The sequence below is a fragment of the Mycobacterium scrofulaceum genome (assembly GCF_001667885.1).
Classification (GTDB): Bacteria; Actinomycetota; Actinomycetes; order Mycobacteriales; family Mycobacteriaceae; genus Mycobacterium; species Mycobacterium scrofulaceum_C.
In genome coordinates, this window is sequence record NZ_LZJW01000030.1 from 25,029 (window position 1) to 42,413 (window position 17,385).

Below are 17,385 nucleotides of genomic sequence, written 5' to 3' on the forward strand. Positions count from 1 at the left end.
GACGGCGGAGAGAGACCTCCACGCGTTGTCGCGCAAAGGCGGGCACTTGAGGAGCCGGCCATCGCAGAGGCAGATGTGGCCAATGTGACCGCAAGCCGGTCAGCGGGGCGGGCCGATCGTAAGCTCTATGTCTGTGAGCATTCCGAACGTCCTGGCCAACCGGTACGCGAGCGCGGAAATGGTCGCGATCTGGTCGCCGGAGGCCAAGGTCGTCGCGGAACGCCGGTTGTGGCTGGCGGTGCTGCGGGCGCAGGCGGAGCTGGGTGTGGACGTTCCGCAGGACGCGATCGCCGATTACGAGCGGGTGCTCGACGACGTCGACTTGGCCTCGATCGCGGACCGCGAGCGAGTGCTGCGCCACGACGTCAAGGCCCGGATCGAGGAATTCAACGCGCTGGCCGGCCACGAGCACGTGCACAAGGGAATGACCAGCCGCGACCTCACCGAGAACGTGGAGCAGCTCCAGATCCGAAGGTCGCTGGAACTGGTGTTCTCCCACGGCGTCGCGGTTGCGGCCCGGCTCGCCGAGCGGGCGGTGGCCTACCGCGACCTGGTGATGGCCGGACGCAGCCACAACGTCGCCGCGCAGGCCACCACGCTGGGCAAGCGGTTCGCCTCTGCCGCGCAAGAGACTTTGATCGCGCTGACTCGACTGCGGGAGCTGATCGACCGCTACCCGCTGCGCGGCATCAAGGGTCCGATGGGCACCGCCCAGGACATGCTGGACCTGCTGGACGGCGACGCGGCGAAGCTGGCCGAGCTGGAACGGCGGGTGGCCGAATTTCTCGGCTTCGCAAGCGTTTTGACCAGCGTCGGGCAGGTGTACCCGCGTTCGCTGGACCACGATGTGCTCTCGGCTCTGGTCCAGTTGGGGGCCGGGCCGTCGTCGATGGCCCACACCATCCGGCTGATGGCCGGGCACGAGCTGGTCACCGAGGGGTTCGCGCCGGGCCAGGTCGGGTCCTCGGCGATGCCGCACAAGATGAACACCCGAAGTTGTGAGCGCGTCAACGGGCTGCAGGTGGTGCTGCGCGGCTACGCGTCGATGGCCGCCGAGCTGGCGGGTGCCCAGTGGAACGAGGGCGACGTGTTCTGCTCGGTGGTGCGCCGAGTTGCGTTGCCCGACAGCTTCTTTGCTATCGATGGACAGATCGAGACCTTCCTGACCGTGCTCGACGAGTTCGGCGCCTACCCGGCGGTGATCGCCCGCGAGCTGGACCGCTACCTGCCGTTCTTGGCGACCACGAAGGTGCTCATCGCCGCGGTCCGCGCCGGCATGGGCCGCGAGGCCGCGCATCACGTGATCCGCGAACATGCGGTCGCGACGGCCCTGGCCATGCGGGAACGCGGCGCGGAGCCCGATCTGCTGGACCGGTTGGCCGCCGACGAGCGGCTGCCGCTGGACCGAGCGGCGTTGGATGCCGCACTGGCGGACAAGAAGGCGTTCATCGGCGCCGCCGGAGACCAGGTGGACGAGGTCGCCGCGTTGGTGGACGCGTTGGTGAGCCGCTACCCGGATGCCGCCAAATACGCTCCCGGTGCGATCCTGTGACCCTCGCCGGTGCGCTCGCGGGGATCGACTTCACCGATCTGGACAACTTCGCCAACGGGTTTCCGCACGACTTGTTCGCCATCCACCGCCGCGAGGCGCCGGTGTACTGGCATGAGCCGACCGACAACACCCCCGACGGCGAGGGCTTCTGGTCCGTCGCCACGTATGCGGAAACCCTTGAGGTTCTTAAGGACCCGGCGACATACTCCTCGGTTACCGGGGGCGGGCGCCCCTACGGTGGCACGCTGCTGCAGGACCTGGCGATCGCCGGCCAGGTGCTCAACATGATGGACGACCCACGCCATTCCCAGATCCGGCGACTCGTCAGCTCCGGCCTGACGCCGCGAATGATACGGCTGGTCGAGGATGATCTGCGGGCGCGGGCACGACGGCTGCTCGATGCGGTGGTGCCCGGCGAACCGTTCGACTTCCTGGTCGACATCGCCGCCGAACTGCCGATGCAGATGATCTGCATCCTGCTGGGAGTCCCCGAGTCCGAACGGCATTGGTTGTTCGAGGCCATCGAGCCGCAGTTCGATTTCGGCGGTTCGCGCAAGGCGTCCCTTTCTCAGCTGTCGGTCGAGGAGGCTGGGTCGCGGATGTACGACTACGGCCAGCAGTTGATCGCCTCGAAGCGGGCGGAGCCGACCGATGACATGCTGTCGGTCGTCGCGAACGCAACCGTCGACGACCTGGACGCGCCGTCGCTATCGGACCTCGAGCTCTACTTGTTCTTCAGCCTGTTGTTCAGCGCGGGTGCGGAGACGACGCGCAACGCGGTCGCCGGTGGGCTGTTGGCGCTCGCCGAGCACCCGGAGCAACTACGCGCCCTGCGCGCGGATCTCGATGCGCTGCCGACCGCCGTCGAGGAGATCGTGCGGTGGACGTCGCCATCGCCGTCCAAACGGCGCACCGCCACGCGCGACGTCACGCTCGGTGGACAGGCGATCGAGGCGGGGCAGAAGGTCCAGGTCTGGGAGGGCTCGGCGAACCGTGACCCCGGCGCGTTCGAGCGCGCCGATGAATTCGACATCACCAGAAAACCCAACCCGCACTTGGGATTCGGTCAGGGCGTGCACTACTGCTTGGGCGCCAACCTGGCCCGGCTGGAACTCCGCGTGCTCTATGAGGAGCTGTTCTCCCGGTTCGGTGCGGTGCGGGTTGTCCGGCCTGTCGAATGGGCCCGCAGCAATCGGCATACCGGCATCCGTCACCTGGTCGTGGAACTTCTCGAGGAGAGGTGACGATCCGACGCGCCGATGTCGAGCCGGCACCGGACGTCTTCGCCGCCGTGATGGCGACCGGAATCCTCTCGATCGCCGCACGCAACCACGGCTACCGCTGGATCAGCGACGCACTGGGCGTCATCGCCACCGTCGGCCTGGTGTTTCTGGTCGCACTGGTGGTCACCGCGGTCGTCGGCAGGCGGCGGACGTTGCGCTGGGACCTCAGCGACCCCGATGTCACCCTTCGGCTCTTCACCTTCGTCGCCGCTTGCGCGGTGATCGACACCCGCTTGTCGGCCCACGTGTGGGTGTTGCGGGTGCTCGGCGGGGTGGGGCTGTGCTCCTGGTTGATTCTGGTGGCTGTCAGCGTGCGCAACATGTTCGCGCGCGGGTGGGTTGCGCTGCGCGACGATGCCCACGGGGCATGGGAACTGGGCAGCGTGGGAACCTCTGGGCTGGCGATCGTGATCGCCCGCGCGGCCTATCACACCGGCGAGCGCTGGTGGCTGGCGGTGGCCGTCGCCGTGTGGGTAGCGGCCATCTTGATCTACGGACTGATGACCTGGCTGATCCTGTGGCGGGTCGTCAACGAGCGACAGGACCGGGACGGGTTCGAGCCGGATACCTGGATCTTGATGGGCGGCATGGCGATTGCCACGCTGGCCGGCGACGACATCCACTCGCTGGCGCCCACCTGGCTGGCCGGCCCCGTGCGCATCGTGACCGTCGTGACGTGGGTGACCGCCACCGTATGGATACCGCCGCTGATCTACTTCGGTCTGCACCGGATCAGCCGGCGGCCCAACATGCTGCGGTTCGCCGGCGTGTGGTGGGCGTTCGTGTTCCCGCTGGGCATGTATTCCGCGGCGAGCTATGCCATGGCAAGCGAAACCGGCCAGCGGTCATTGCTGACGGTCTCGCTGGTTTTCTTCTGGGATGCGTTGGCGGCGTGGGTTGTTGTGGTGGTCGCCGGGCTGTTGCTCCTCGGCCGCGCGCTGTCACCGTCCACCAATCGAGATGCCGGCCGCCCGTAATTCGAGGGCGGCCAGGGCCCTGATGGTGAGCGGATCCTCGCGGCGCCAGCCGCCGACCGGATCGGCGCTGACAGCGGCGAGCTTGCCCGGCGGCCGGTTCGTCAATGCCCGCAGGGCAAGGAGTTGCTCGCCGGCGGGGGTCGCCGCCAGGGCGGTCACCGTCAATTTCCGCCGAAAGAACCGCAGCCGCAGGAGAAGCCACGGCACATCCGCGACGAGGATCGGTACGGCGGCGATGGCCATCGCCAGCAGGACTGCGAGCCAGCTGGCCGTCGAGTCCAGGTCGTGGCCCGCGCCGGCAAGGTCGAGCGCCGCCTGGCTCGCGGAATTCAGCGGCTGACTGACCGCGTCGCCAACCAAGGGGATGTGCTGGGCGCCGTGGCCGGCCGAGGCCAGATTGCCGGCGATGCCGTGCGCGCCGCTCTCGACCTGCCGGCCGGCCTCGGCGATGGTGGACACGGCGTCGTAAACCGCCAGGCCGACGAGCAGCCAGATGGCGGTCCACACAACGACGGCGAAGTCGCTGAGCAGCTGGGCCATCAGCCGGCCCGGGCGGGTGGAGTAGGGCAAGAACCGCGGGGTCATGCTCTCGATCCCAGCACAGCTCCCGACACGCGACCCCTATTCGGGTGCCCGTTAGGCTGACCCGATGCGCCCCGCACTGTCCGAATACCAGCACCTGGCCAGCGGAAAGGTCCGCGAGATCTTTTCCGTCGACGACGAACATCTGCTGCTGGTCGCGACCGACCGGATCTCGGCGTACGACTACGTCCTTGACAGCACGATCCCGGACAAGGGTCGCATCCTCACCGCGATGAGCGTCTTCTTCTTCGGTCTGGTCGACGCGCCCAACCACCTGGCCGGTCCACCGGATGACCCGCGCATCCCCGAGGAGGTTTTGGGCCGCGCGCTGGTGGTGCGGCGCCTGGAGATGCTGCCGGTGGAGTGTGTGGCGCGTGGTTACCTCACCGGGTCCGGCCTGCTGGACTATCAGGCGACCGGGAAGGTCTGTGGCATCACGCTGCCGCCCGGCCTGGTCGAGGCCAGCAAGTTCTCCGAGCCGCTGTTCACCCCGGCGACCAAAGCCGCGCTGGGCGATCACGACGAGAACATCTCGTTCGACAGGGTGATCGAATTGGTCGGCGGGGTGCGGGCGAACCAGCTGCGCGACCGGACGCTGCAAACATATGTTCAGGCCGCCGACCACGCCCTGACGAGGGGAATCATCATCGCCGACACCAAGTTTGAGTTCGGCACCGACCGCGACGGTAACCTGCTGCTGGCCGACGAGATCTTCACCCCGGACTCCTCGCGATACTGGCCGGCCGAGGACTACCGGGTTGGGGTGGTGCAGACGAGCTTCGACAAACAGTTCGTCAGAAACTGGCTCACCAGCCCCGAGTCGGGCTGGGACCGTCACGGCTCGCAGCCGCCACCACCGCTGCCCGACGACATCATCGGCGCGACCCGCGACCGCTACATCGATGCCTACGAACGCATTTCCGGCTTGAGTTTCGGCGACTGGATCGGCGCGTGACGGAGACGACGGCCGCAGCCCCCGTACCACCCGTCGCCAAGCGGCGGGACACCCGGCGTGAGCATCACGGGGACGTCTTCATCGATCCCTATGAATGGCTGCGTGACAAGTCCGATCCCGAGGTCATCGCCTATCTCGAGGCGGAAAACGACTACGTCGATAAGATGACGGCCGATCTCGAACCGTTGCGGCAGAAGATCTTCGCCGAGATCAAGGCGCGTACCAAGGAGACCGATCTGTCCGTTCCGACGCGCCAGGGCGATTGGTGGTATTACGCCCGAACCTTCGAGGGAAAGCAGTACCGCGTTCAATGCCGCTGTCCGGTGGGCAATCCCGATGACTGGGACCCGCCGATCATGGAAGAGGACACCGAAGTGCCCGGCGAGCAGATCCTGCTCGACTCGAACGCCGAGGCGGAGGGGCACGAATTCTTCGCGCTCGGTGCCGCCACCGTCAGCCTGGACGGGCATCTGCTGGCATACTCCGTCGACACTGTAGGCGACGAGCGTTATACGTTGCGGTTCAAGGACTTGCGGACCGGCGAACGGTATCCGGACGAGATCGTCGACATCGGGGCGGGCGCGACCTGGGCGGCCGACAACCACACGGTGTACTACCTGACCCTGGATGCGGCCCACCGCCCGGATAAGGTCTGGCGCTATCGCGTGGGCTCCGGCGAACAGTCGGAGCTGGTGTATCACGAGGCCGACGAACGGTTTTGGCTCGGCGTCGGGCTCACTCGCAGCGAGGCCTACGTCTTCATCGCATCGGGTTCCTCGATCACCTCCGAGTATCGGTACGCCGACGCCGCGGACCCGCACGCACCGTTCACCGTCGTGCTGCCACGGCGCGAAGGCATCGAGTACGCGGTCGAACACGCGGTCGTTGGTGGTCAAGACCGGTTCCTGATCCTGCACAACGAGGACGCCGTCAACTTCACCCTCACCGAAGCGCCGGTCAGCGACCCGACGCAGCAGCGCACCCTCATCGCGCACCGCGACGACGTGCGACTCGACGGCGTCGACGCCTTCGCCGGCCATCTGGTGGTCAGCTACCGGCGGGAGGCGTTGCCCCGGCTGCAGGTGTGGGACATCGGCGCCGGAGGGGAATACGGCGAGCCCGAGGAGATCTCCTTCGAATCCGAGCTGATGTCGGCCGGTCTTGCCGGCAACCCCAACTGGCGCGCGCCCAAGCTGCGAATCAGGGCGGGTTCGCTGGTCGTCCCGGCGCGGGTGTACGACGTCGACTTCGCGACCGGTGAACGCACCTTACTGCGCGAACAACCGGTGCTCGGTGGCTACCGGACCGCCGACTACGTGGAGCGGCGCGACTGGGCGATCGCCGACGACGGCGCCCGCGTCCCGGTATCCATCGTGCATCGCGTCGGTGTCGAGTTCCCCGCACCGGCTCTGCTGTACGGCTACGGTGCCTACGAGATATGCACCGACCCCAGCTTTTCCATCGCTCGGCTGTCGCTGCTCGACCGGGGGATGGTGTTTGCGATCGCCCACGTCCGCGGGGGTGGTGAGATGGGCCGGCCGTGGTACGAGCACGGCAAGCTGTTGGAGAAGAAGAACACCTTCACCGATTTCGTCGCGGTGGCAAAGCATTTGGTGGATACGGGCGTCACTCGGCCGCGCCAGCTGGTGGCCCTGGGGGGCAGCGCGGGCGGCCTGCTGATGGGGGCGGTCGCCAACCTGGCGCCCGAACTGTTCGCTGGAATCCTCGCGCAGGTCCCGTTCGTCGACCCGCTTACCACCATCCTGGATCCGTCCTTGCCGCTGACCGTCACCGAGTGGGACGAATGGGGAAACCCGTTGCAGGACAAGGACGTCTACTCGTACATGAAGTCATATTCGCCGTATGAAAACGTCGAGGCCAAGCGGTACCCTGCCATCCTGGCGATGACGTCACTCAACGACACCAGGGTGTACTACGTCGAGCCGGCCAAATGGGTAGCGGCGTTGCGGCATGCCAACGGCAACGGCAGCCCGATACTGCTGAAGACGCAAATGAACGCCGGACACGGCGGAGTCAGCGGTCGCTATAAGGCGTGGCAGGAGACCGCCTTCCAATACGCCTGGCTGTTGGCTGCTGCCGGTGTCGACCACGGCGGTGGCGAAAACGGCGATTAGGTGGCTGGTCCAGAATTGGTGTGCTCGGCCTGCCGTCCCTGCGGGACATAACGGGCCGGAACGGTCGTCATGGGCGGCCTACTCGGCGACGTTCTGACTCGCTGCCTTCCTTGGCAGAAACGAAGCCGGAATGATCGTCAACGCCACCAACACGACAGCCAGGACGTAGACCACTGTGTAAGCGTGCGAAAGGCTGTGCAGTAGATTACCCGCGAAGTCGGGGGCGGTCGTTTGCCGCGGAATGGTGGATGGATCAATCGGCTGACCGCGCCGCGTCGCGCTATCCTGCAGCGCTGCCAATTTATTCGCACTGCTGATATATGCATTGTGATTGAATTGATTGGTCAATATCACAGCCATCAAGGCGGCTCCGGTCGACCCACCTATCTGTTGGTTGACGCTCATCAGCGTCGTCCCGCGAGCAATCTGATGTGGTGTCAGAGACTGCATGAGCGCCGCATTGAGTGGCGTCGTGGTGAGGCCTATGCCCAGGCCCATAATCGTCAGCCCGGCCAGCAGTGTCGGTTGATAGGCAGCCTGCTGGGCGACCCCGAAAGTGAACAAACCGAGCCCTGCGGTCATGAGCGCAAGGCCGACGACCACGATCTTGCCCGGTCCTCGTCGGTCGACGATTACCCCGCCGAGCGGCATGGTCACGAGGGCACCGACTCCGACCGGCACCATGTGCAGACCCGCCTGCATGGGCGTCTGATGCAGTACGACCTGGAAATAACTCGGAACCAGCAGCCCCACTCCGACGAAGGCGACGGCGAATATCAGCAATGTCACATTTACTTGTGTGACCACTCGATTCTGGAAGAGCCGCAGGTCAATCAGTGGGTGGTCCGCTCGATACCAGGCATGCAGTACGAACGCGACGATCAAAGCCAACCCGACCAGTCCCGGGATTAACACGTAGCGGTCGGCGACCGTTCCGCGGCCTGGAATGGACGAAACCCCGATAAGGAAAGCTGCTACACCGGGCGACAGCAGCAGTACTCCGACGAAGTCAAATGCCTCCGACGGCGTCGAGCGATCTTTGGTGAACATGACGGCTGCTAGAGCGAACACGGCGACGCCAACCGGGAGGTTTACCAGAAAAATCCATTTCCAGCCGTAGGCGTCGATGAGCCAACCACCGAGAATCGGGCCGGCGATCGGCCCAAACAGAATCGGAAGGCCCCCGACTGCCATGAGGCGGCCGACGCGTTTTGGGCCGGCCTCGCGAGTCAAGATCACGAAACTCAGGGGCAACAGCATGCCGCCACCGATACCCTGCAGCACCCGACAGACGATGAGCGTCAGGATGTTCGGCGCGAACGCGCACATCAACGAGCCCACCGTAAACAGCAGCACCGAACCCATGAAAAGCCGTTTGGTGCCGAATCGGTCGGCTGCCCAGCCGGTCACCGGAATCACGGTCGCAAAAGCGAGCATGTAGCCCGCGATCGTCCAGGAGACGATGGCCTGGGTCGAGCCGAATTCGGCCAGGAAAGTGGGTTGCGCGACCAGTACGACTGTGTTGTCCAAGATCGCCATGATGCAAGCGAGCCCGCACACGCCGGCTACGCGGAGCAGCGCAGCGTCAAGCCTGTCGGGAGACTCGTGTTTGTCCGCGCCCGATTTTTTGGTTGAAGCGGAACCGCTATCCGGACCGCCCGTGTCATCTGAAGTGGCGGAAAAGGCTTTCTGCATGGTGCTGCCGAGCATATCTATACCGGTACCCTTCCGTAGAAGCTTTTAGGCGTTTCGTTCACCAGTGCCTTTACGCGCTGGCCAGGGGTGGGGCTGGCGGTCGGACACGATGCGTCGGCCCGTGTGGAGCCGGGCGTCAACGCGTTGATCGAGCTTGGGTTGCGTATGTCGCTGCTGTACCCATGGTTGCGGACGGCCCGCGGCCTCGTGGGCGCCGACAGGGCCTCGCCCTAACTGCCCACCGTTTGGCTCGCGGGCTTTTTCGGCAGAAAAGAGGCCGGAATGATCGTGAACACCACCAACACCACCGCTATCACAAATACCGCCGTGTAGGCGCGGGAAAGGTCATGCACCACGTTGTCCCAAAAGCCGGCGCTCATCGTCTGGCGCGGTATCGCGGACTGATCGACGGGGATTCCGCTGAGCGCGGCCTGCTCTTTTAACGCCGCGAGTTTGTTCGCGGCCACGATGTTCTCGCTGCGATTGAACTGATTGGTCAGGATCATCGACATCAGGGCCGTGCCGACCGATCCGCCCACCTGGTGGCTGACGCTCATCAGTGTCGTGCCCCGGGCGATCTGGTGCGGGGCCAGCGCCTGCACCGCGGCGACTGACAACGGCATCATGGTGCAGCCCATTCCCAGGCCCATGATTGCCAAGCCGATCAGCAGCGTGGGCATGTAGTCCGCCTGCCTGGCCACGCCGACGGCGAACGTGCCGAGTCCGGCGGTGATCAGCGCGATACCGACCAGCACGATCTTGCCGGGCCCCTGCCGGTCCACCAATGGCCCTGTCAGACGCATGGTCAGCATGGCGCCGAGTCCCTGCGGGATCATCCGCAGGCCCGCCTGCATCGGGGTCTGGTGCAGCACCTGCTGGAAGTAACTCGGCAGGAGTAGGCCGGCGCCGAAGAAGGCGCCGGCGAATACCAGCATCGTCACGTTGGCGTGGGTGAGCACCGGGTTACGAAACAACCGCAGATCGATCAGGGGGTGATCGGCGCGGTGCCACGCGTGCGCGACGAACCCGGCGATCAAGGCCAGGCCGATGGCGGCCGGTATGAGCACGCGTCGGTCGGCGACGGTGCCGCATCGCGGGATCGATGACATCGCGAACAGGAACGTGGCCAGGCCGGGTGACAGCAGCAGCACGCCGACGAGGTCAAAGGTCTCCGACCGCGCCGGGTGATCCCGGGGAAAGATGATCGCCCCGAGCGCGATGGTGACGACTCCGATCGGCAGGTTGATCAGGAAGATCCACCGCCAACTCGAACTGTCGATGAGCCAGCCGCCCAGGATCGGGCCGCCGATCGGGGCGAGCAGCATCGGGATGCTCAGGATCGACATCAGGCGGCCGAGTCGACGCGGGCCCGCTTCCCGGGTCAGGATCATGAAACTCAGGGGCAGCAGCATCCCGCCGCCGATCCCTTGGGCAACCCGAAAGACAATGAGCTGCAAGATATTTGCGGCCAGCGCGCACAGCAGGGAGCCCAGGGTGAAGGCGAGCACCGAGCCCAGGAAAAGCCGTTTGGTGCCGAATCGGTCGGCCGCCCACCCGGTGATCGGTATGACCGTCGCCAACGCCAGCGTGTAGCCGGTCATCGTCCATGCGACAACGGCCTGTGAAGACCCGAATTGGTCGATGAAAGTGCGCTGAGCGACGCTGACCACGGTGACGTCCACGATCGCCATGACGGTGGCCAGGATGCAGACGCCGGAAATCCGCAACAGGCCGGCGTCCAGCTTGTCGGGATAGTCCCGTTCGCCCGCGCCCGGCGGCGGGGCGGGGTCGTAAGGCAGCGGAGTGTCGGCCGCTACGTACGGGGCCTGATCCATGGCGTTGCTTAGCATATCGAACCGATTCACCCGCGGTCTGCCCACGGCCCCTTTCCGGGCGGCGCTCAGCCCGCACGACCTGCGGCCTTTCGGTGTCGATATACGCCTGCCGTCTGCGTGTCCTTCACCGTTCCGCAACCTGAGATCGTCAAACTGCGGGTGTGGCTGGAAAATTGATCGTCTCGGTCTCGGGGATCGGCGAACGCACCCTCGCTGACGTTGAGGCGTTCTGCGCTCAAATGGATGCCCGCAATGTCCCGGTGTCGCTGTTGGTTGCTCCCCGGCTCAGTGGTGACTATCGACTCGACCGCGACCCGCGCACCGTCGAATGGCTGACCGACCGGAGGTCCGGTGGTGACGCGATCGTGCTGCACGGCTATGACGATGCGGCCACCAAGAAGCGCCGCGGTGAATTCGCGATCCTGCGGGCGCATGAGGCGAACTTGCGGCTGATGGCCGCCGACCGGGTGCTCGAGCACCTCGGGCTGCGCACCCGGCTGTTCGCGGCGCCCGGCTGGGTGGTGTCGCCGGGCGTTGTCAAAGCCTTACCGGACAACGGCTTTCGGCTGCTCGCGGATCTGCACGGCATCACCGACTTGGTCCGGCACACCACCGTGCGCTCGCGCGTATTGGGCATCGGCGAAGGCTTTCTCACCGAACCGTGGTGGTGCCGGATGGTGGTGCTGTCCGCCGAGCGGATCGCCCGCCGGGGCGGCGTCGTGCGCGTCGCCGTGGCCGCCCGCCACTTGCGCAAACCTGGGCCGCTGCAGGCCATGGTCGACGCTGTCGACTTGTCGTTGATGCACGGCTGCGCTCCGACCGTGTACCGCTGGCAGCGCGATAAGGCCATTCTCGACGCGGCCTGACGAAGCGTCTCCTCAACCCGCTCCGCTCGGGCACTACCCTGGTCGGACATGAGCGATTCTTCGGCCGCGGGGTTCGGTGCCGACGCCATCATCGTCGGCGCGGGGCTGGCAGGCTTGGTGGCCGCCTGCGAATTGGTGGACCGGGGCCTGCGGGTGTTGATCCTCGACCAGGAGAGCAGCGCCAACCTGGGTGGGCAAGCCTTCTGGTCGTTCGGCGGCCTGTTCTTCGTCGACAGCCCCGAGCAGCGCCGTCTGGGGATCCGCGACAGCCACGAGCTTGCGCTTCAAGACTGGCTCGGAACCGCGGCGTTCGATCGGCCCGAGGACTACTGGCCACGGCAATGGGCGCACGCCTACGTCGATTTCGCCGCGGGGGAGAAACGCCGTTGGCTGCGTGACCGGGGCCTGAAGATCTTCCCGTTGGTGGGCTGGGCCGAACGTGGCGGCTATGACGCACAGGGACACGGCAATTCGGTCCCGCGCTTCCACATCACCTGGGGCACCGGGCCCGCCTTGGTTGAGACCTTCGCCCGTCAGCTGCGGGACCGCTCCACTGTGCGCTTCGCGCACCGCCACCAGGTCGACGAGTTGATCGTCGAGGGTGGGGCGGTGACCGGCGTCCGGGGCACCGTCCTCGAGCCTTCGGCCGCACCCAGGGGTGTCGCGTCGTCGCGAACTCCCGTGGGGCAATTCGAATTTCGCGCACCCGCGGTCATCGTGACCAGCGGCGGCATCGGCGGGAACCACGAGCTGGTGCGCAAGAACTGGCCCCAGCGCATGGGCCGCATACCCGAGCAGCTACTCAGCGGGGTGCCCGCCCACGTTGACGGCAGGATGATCGGAATCTCCCAGCGGGCCGGTGCCCGGGTGATCAATCCGGACCGGATGTGGCACTACACCGAGGGCATCACCAACTACGACCCGATCTGGCCGATGCACGGCATCCGCATCATCCCCGGACCGTCGTCGCTGTGGCTGGACGCGACCGGCAAGCGGTTGCCGGTACCGCTCTACCCCGGCTTCGACACCCTGGGCACGTTGGAATACATCACCAGATCCGGGTATGACTACACGTGGTTCGTGTTGAACGCCAAGATCATTGAGAAGGAATTCGCGCTCTCCGGGCAGGAGCAGAATCCCGACCTGACCGGGCAGAGCCTGCGAGAGCTGCTGCGTAACCGGGCGCGCTCCGGACCACCCGGGCCGGTGCAGGCATTCGTCGACCGCGGAGTGGACTTCGTAACTGCAAACTCGTTGCGCGAGTTGGTGACCGCGATGAACAAGCTGCCCAACGTGGCGCCGCTGGACTATGCCACCGTGGAGGCCGAGGTGACCGCCCGCGACCGCGAGGTGGCCAACAAGTTCAGCAAGGACGGACAAATCACCGCCATCCGCGCCGCGCGCGGCTACCTCGGCGACCGGCTGGGCCGGGTGGTGGCACCGCACCGGCTGACCGACCCCAAGGCGGGGCCGATGATCGCGGTCAAGTTGCACATCCTGACCCGCAAAACGTTGGGCGGCATAGAGACCGACCTGGCGGGCCGCGTGCTGAAGGCCGACGGAACGCCGCTGACAGGGCTGTACGCCGCGGGTGAGGTGGCCGGGTTCGGCGGCGGCGGCGTGCACGGCTACCGCGCCCTGGAGGGCACCTTCCTGGGGGGCTGCATATTCTCCGGGCGATCCGCCGGCCGCGGTGTCGGCGACGATATCGCCTAGCGCGCCCGAGCGGCGGCGCCGAACGTCACGCGGGCATGACGCTCGGCCGAGTCAGAAGTTGACCGCGTCTTCTTCGGGAAGCACTTGGAAGTCGGTGGTGGTCATCTCGGTGAGTCGGCCGTAGTAGATGCCCCGCGCGTCGGGGGCGATGATGCCCTGGTGGATGGGCACGGCGCGCGCGGGGGCGACCGCGCGCAGGTAGTCGACGGCCTCGGAGATCTTCATCCACGGGGCGGCCGCCGGCGTAGCCAACACGTCCACCGGCTCGTCGGGCACGAACAACGCATCACCGGGATGCATCAGCCTGGCCCGATGGTCACCGTCGCCCACCAAAAACGAAATGTTCTCTATCACAGGGATTTCCGGGTGGATGACGGCGTGTTTGCCGCCCACGGCGCGCACCGTCAGTTCACCGATGCGCAGTTCGTCACCGACGTGCACCGCCTGGCACGGCGCCCCGAGCTGGGCGGTGGTTTGCGGGTCGGCGTACAGCGCCGCCCCCGGGTTGCCATCGAGCAGCGCCGGGAGGCGAGCCCCGTCCACGTGGTCGGGGTGTTGATGGGTGATCAGGATGGCCGATAACCCCGTTATGCCCTCAAAACCGTGCGCGAACGTTCCGGGATCGAAGAGCACGCGGGTGTGGTCGAATTCTGCAAGTAGACAGGAGTGGCCGAAATGCGTCAGTTGCATGTTTACGATTGTGCCCTGACGGGAGAGTGATGCCGATGCGGGTGATCCTGGCGACCATGGTTGTGGTCGGCGGCCTCGCGGTGGCGTTCATCGTCGCGGTGCCCGCACATGCCGAGCCGCAGGCTTGCCCGCCCGTATGCGACCAGATTCCGGATTCCGCCTGGATGCAGCGACGAGCCGTGCCACTGGACCCCGTTTACGGCTGGCCGGCGCTGGCGGGGCTGGCGGCGCAGGTGACCGGCGCGGCGCCCGGGCCCCGATTCCGCTTCGAGGAGCTGTGCGCCACAGCCCCGGTGCCGCACGACCCCCGCGACTCGGCGGTCGCGGCGCGCGCGACCGTCACCCATCCCGACGGGCAGTGGCAGTTGCAGGCGCAGATCCTGCACTGGCGCGGCGATACCGCCAACGGCGGCGCGATCGCGTCTTCGGCGTTCAGCACTGCCGTTGCCGCGCTGCGCTCCTGCCAGCAGCGGGCACCGCTGCAATCCCCGTCGATCACCACCGACGAATCGAATCGGATGGCCGCGGTGATCAGCGGCCCCGTCATCATGCATACGTACCTGGTCGCCCACCCGTCGAGCAGCACGATCACCGAGCTCACACTCTGGTCGTCGGCGCCGCCGCAGGTCGCTTGGCCTGCCATGGCCGACGACCCGGTGCTGAACGCGATGACTGCGCCCCTGTGTGATGCCTACATTGCCTCGTGCCCGTAGCGGCCCAGCTGCGCTTTCGCCGGTAGAGTTGGCGCGGAGACAAATCTGAGGAGGAGCGCCGGTGGGCCGGGTAGTCGTTCATGTGATGCCCAAAGCGGAGATTCTCGACCCGCAGGGTCAGGCTATTGTCGGCGCGCTGGGCCGGCTGGGTCATCCGGGGATCTCAGAAGTCAGACAGGGCAAAAGGTTCGAACTCGAAGTGGACGAAACCGTCGACGACTCCGTGCTCGCCGACATAGCGGAGACCCTTTTGGCGAACACCGTGATCGAGGACTGGACGATCAGCCGGGAGACTCAGTGAACGCGCGGATCGGCATCATCACGTTCCCCGGAACCCTGGACGACGTCGACGCCGCCCGCGCGGTGCGGCGTGTCGGTGCCGAGGCCGTCAGCCTGTGGCACGCCGACGCCGACCTCAAGGGTGTCGACGCGGTGGTGGTGCCCGGCGGTTTCTCCTACGGCGACTACCTGCGCGCGGGCGCGATCGCCAGGTTCGCCCCCGTGATGGGCGAAGTGGTGGCCGCCGCGAACCGCGGCATGCCAGTATTGGGCATCTGCAACGGGTTTCAGGTCCTCTGCGAGGCGGGGCTGTTGCCGGGGGCACTGACCCGTAACGTCGGTTTGCACTTCGTCTGCCGCGACGTGTGGTTGCGCGTGGCGTCGACATCGACGGCCTGGACGTCGCGTTTCGCGCCCGACGCGGACCTGCTGGTGCCGCTGAAGTCCGGCGAAGGCCGCTACGTGGCGCCCGCCGACGTCGTCGAGGAGCTCGAGGGTGAGGGCCGGGTGGTGTTCCGCTACCACGACAATCCCAACGGCTCACTGCATGACATCGCCGGCGTCAGCTCCGCCAACGGTCGTGTGGTCGGACTGATGCCGCATCCCGAGCACGCCATCGAAGCGTTGACCGGCCCGTCCGACGACGGACTGGGCCTGTTCTATTCGGTTTTGGACGCGGCGCTTTCGGTCTAGGCGGAAACCCCTGCCGCGGCGCGTAATTCGGCGAACGATGCGCAGATGGCGTCGGTCGCCTCGTGCGGATCTTTGAACGTTCGGTCATCGGTGAGCACGGCGACGCCCAGCTGGTCGACGTAGCTCCAGACGGTGATGTTGACCGGGGCGCCCGGTGATAGCACCCCGGTGGAGTAGATCTCGCTGACCGTCGCGCCACCGAAATGGCCGCGCTCGCGCGGACCCATCACGCTCGAGACGGCGACGTTCATCAGCTTGTTGGGGGCGTCGCGCCGACCCAGCCAGCGAAACGCGGCCGGGGCGACGGCGGTCGGCAGGTAGGCCATCAGCCGGCCGTACAGCTCCGGGCCGAGGATCTCGTGATCTTCCTTGGCGATCCGGGTTGCCAGTGCCACCAGCCGTGCCCGCTCGACGGGATCGGCGACGTGCACCGGCAGCGAAATCATCAGACCGCTGATCTCGTTGCCGGTAACGCGGTTCGACTTGTCGGTGGCGGTCGGCACCGAGGCGATGAGCGGCCGATCGGCCGCGCCGTCGTAGGCCAGCAGCAGCGTGCGCAGTCCGCCGGTCGCTGTGGCCAGTATCAGGTCGTTGATGGTGATGCCCAGCGCTTTGGCGGTCACCTTGGCGTCGGGCAGCGGCAGCGTCGCGCTGGCGAACCGCCGCTGGGGCGACACCACGTGATTCAGGAACGTCGGTGGAGCGTCGAAGGCCTCGGCCAGATCCGGGTGTGCCCCGCGTTCTTTGGACCGGCGGCGCACCCGCGTCAATCCGGTGGCGGCGTCCCTGAGCAGCCCGGGGAGTTCGGCGATCTGCCGGGCGTGATCGCGAGCGGCGGCGCGCAGCAGGTCGGCGGCCGACGCGGTGACGCCCGCTTCGTCGTTGTCGCGCTCGTCGGTGGGCCCGTCCTCGAGATCCATGGCGCGTGCCAACAGGTTCACGGATGCCACACCGTCGGCCAATGCGTGATGGACCTTGCCTATCAGCGCGTACCGTCCCCCGGCCAGGCCCTCGGCGAAGTGAAACTCCCACAGCGGGCGGCTGCGGTCCAGCGGCGTGGACGCGACCTCGCCGATCACTCGGTCGAGCTCTCGCCGCCCGCCGGGAGCCGGGACCTGTACCCGCCGCAGGTGGTAGTCGAGGTCAACCGCGCAGTCCTCCTGCCACATCGGATGATGCAGCTGCCAGGGAATGTCGACGAGCTTGTAGCGCAGCGGTTCCAGCAGGTGCAACCGTCGACGCACGTGGCCGCGGAATGCGTCGAAGCCGAACTCGGAGTCAGCGGGGTCGATGACCGCCACTTTCAGCGTGTGGGTGTGGAGGTTGGGCGTTTCGCTGTAGAGCAGCATCGCGTCCATGCCGTTCAGCCGTTTCATGCCTCAGCCCGCCACGCGATCACCTTGCGCTGCAGTGG

General features: G+C 66.6%; 14 protein-coding genes and 1 pseudogene. 10 read left to right on the forward strand and 5 right to left on the reverse strand.

Features of this window, described 5'->3' with window-relative positions; genetic code table 11:
- The first annotated feature begins 133 nt into the window (after nucleotides 1-133).
- From purB to A5681_RS03505, 3 genes are read left to right on the forward strand one after another with little or no spacing between them, the layout of a single operon-like run.
- Nucleotides 134-1,552, forward strand: a complete 1,419-nt coding sequence (purB, locus tag A5681_RS03495; RefSeq protein WP_067269411.1) for an adenylosuccinate lyase — start codon at nucleotides 134-136, stop codon at nucleotides 1,550-1,552.
- On the forward strand, nucleotides 1,549-2,796 hold the full coding sequence (locus A5681_RS03500; protein ID WP_067269413.1) for a cytochrome P450: 1,248 nt from the start codon (nucleotides 1,549-1,551) through the stop codon (nucleotides 2,794-2,796). Before purB ends, A5681_RS03500 begins: the two co-directional genes overlap by 4 nt.
- A complete protein-coding gene (locus A5681_RS03505; RefSeq protein ID WP_067269414.1) occupies nucleotides 2,793-3,812 on the forward strand; it encodes a tellurite resistance/C4-dicarboxylate transporter family protein in 1,020 nt (339 codons plus the stop codon). Before A5681_RS03500 ends, A5681_RS03505 begins: the two co-directional genes overlap by 4 nt.
- Here the strand turns inward: A5681_RS03505 and A5681_RS03510 are convergent.
- Complete coding sequence (locus A5681_RS03510) at nucleotides 3,777-4,397, reverse strand: hypothetical protein (RefSeq protein ID WP_067269415.1); 621 nt, start codon at nucleotides 4,395-4,397, stop codon at nucleotides 3,777-3,779. The genes A5681_RS03505 and A5681_RS03510 overlap by 36 nt on opposite strands.
- A 64-nt stretch (nucleotides 4,398-4,461) precedes the next feature.
- Here A5681_RS03510 and A5681_RS03515 point away from each other — a divergent pair, with 64 nt between their 5' ends.
- Nucleotides 4,462-5,349, forward strand: coding sequence for a phosphoribosylaminoimidazolesuccinocarboxamide synthase (locus A5681_RS03515; protein ID WP_067269416.1), 888 nt, complete (start codon nucleotides 4,462-4,464; stop codon nucleotides 5,347-5,349).
- Entirely contained in the window at nucleotides 5,346-7,484 is a 2,139-nt protein-coding gene (locus tag A5681_RS03520) for a S9 family peptidase (protein WP_067269417.1), read from the forward strand. The genes A5681_RS03515 and A5681_RS03520 overlap by 4 nt, the downstream gene beginning before the upstream one ends.
- Before the next feature lie 78 nt (nucleotides 7,485-7,562).
- Here A5681_RS03520 and A5681_RS03525 read toward each other — a convergent pair whose 3' ends face one another.
- Nucleotides 7,563-9,194 carry a DHA2 family efflux MFS transporter permease subunit gene (locus tag A5681_RS03525; RefSeq protein WP_067269418.1) on the reverse strand — a complete coding sequence of 544 codons (1,632 nt, stop codon included), beginning with the start codon at nucleotides 9,192-9,194 and terminating at the stop codon, nucleotides 7,563-7,565.
- A 215-nt stretch (nucleotides 9,195-9,409) separates the two neighbouring features.
- On the reverse strand, nucleotides 9,410-11,029 hold the full coding sequence (locus A5681_RS03530; protein ID WP_067269419.1) for a DHA2 family efflux MFS transporter permease subunit: 1,620 nt from the start codon (nucleotides 11,027-11,029) through the stop codon (nucleotides 9,410-9,412).
- Nucleotides 11,030-11,175: 146 nt separating this feature from the next.
- Between A5681_RS03530 and A5681_RS03535 the strand changes: the two genes are divergently transcribed.
- Both A5681_RS03535 and A5681_RS03540 read left to right on the forward strand, forming a co-directional pair.
- Nucleotides 11,176-11,880 carry a DUF2334 domain-containing protein gene (locus A5681_RS03535; protein ID WP_067269421.1) on the forward strand — a complete coding sequence of 235 codons (705 nt, stop codon included), beginning with the start codon at nucleotides 11,176-11,178 and terminating at the stop codon, nucleotides 11,878-11,880.
- 48 nt (nucleotides 11,881-11,928) lie between these two features.
- A complete protein-coding gene (locus A5681_RS03540; RefSeq protein ID WP_067269423.1) occupies nucleotides 11,929-13,596 on the forward strand; it encodes an FAD-binding dehydrogenase in 1,668 nt (555 codons plus the stop codon).
- Between the two features lie 51 nt (nucleotides 13,597-13,647).
- Here A5681_RS03540 and A5681_RS03545 read toward each other — a convergent pair whose 3' ends face one another.
- Nucleotides 13,648-14,286 carry an MBL fold metallo-hydrolase gene (locus tag A5681_RS03545; RefSeq protein ID WP_067269425.1) on the reverse strand — a complete coding sequence of 213 codons (639 nt, stop codon included), beginning with the start codon at nucleotides 14,284-14,286 and terminating at the stop codon, nucleotides 13,648-13,650.
- Between A5681_RS03545 and A5681_RS03550 the strand changes: the two are divergent.
- The 3 genes and pseudogenes from A5681_RS03550 (at nucleotide 14,263) to purQ (ending at nucleotide 15,971) form a co-directional block, all read left to right on the forward strand.
- A pseudogene (locus A5681_RS03550) lies at nucleotides 14,263-14,999 on the forward strand (ATPase). The gene A5681_RS03545 and the pseudogene A5681_RS03550 sit on opposite strands and share 24 nt — an antisense overlap.
- 61 nt (nucleotides 15,000-15,060) lie before the next feature.
- The gene (gene purS / locus A5681_RS03555) at nucleotides 15,061-15,300 is read left to right on the forward strand and encodes a phosphoribosylformylglycinamidine synthase subunit PurS (protein WP_067269430.1); all 240 of its coding nucleotides are present in this window, start codon (nucleotides 15,061-15,063) and stop codon (nucleotides 15,298-15,300) included.
- Nucleotides 15,297-15,971, forward strand: coding sequence for a phosphoribosylformylglycinamidine synthase subunit PurQ (gene purQ, locus A5681_RS03560; RefSeq protein WP_067269434.1), 675 nt, complete (start codon nucleotides 15,297-15,299; stop codon nucleotides 15,969-15,971). The genes purS and purQ overlap by 4 nt, the downstream gene beginning before the upstream one ends.
- On the opposite strand, the gene A5681_RS03565 is transcribed toward purQ, so the two are convergent.
- Entirely contained in the window at nucleotides 15,968-17,347 is a 1,380-nt protein-coding gene (locus tag A5681_RS03565) for a WS/DGAT/MGAT family O-acyltransferase (RefSeq protein WP_067269436.1), read from the reverse strand. The two genes, purQ and A5681_RS03565, sit on opposite strands and share 4 nt — an antisense overlap.
- Between the last annotated feature and the right edge of the window lie 38 nt (nucleotides 17,348-17,385).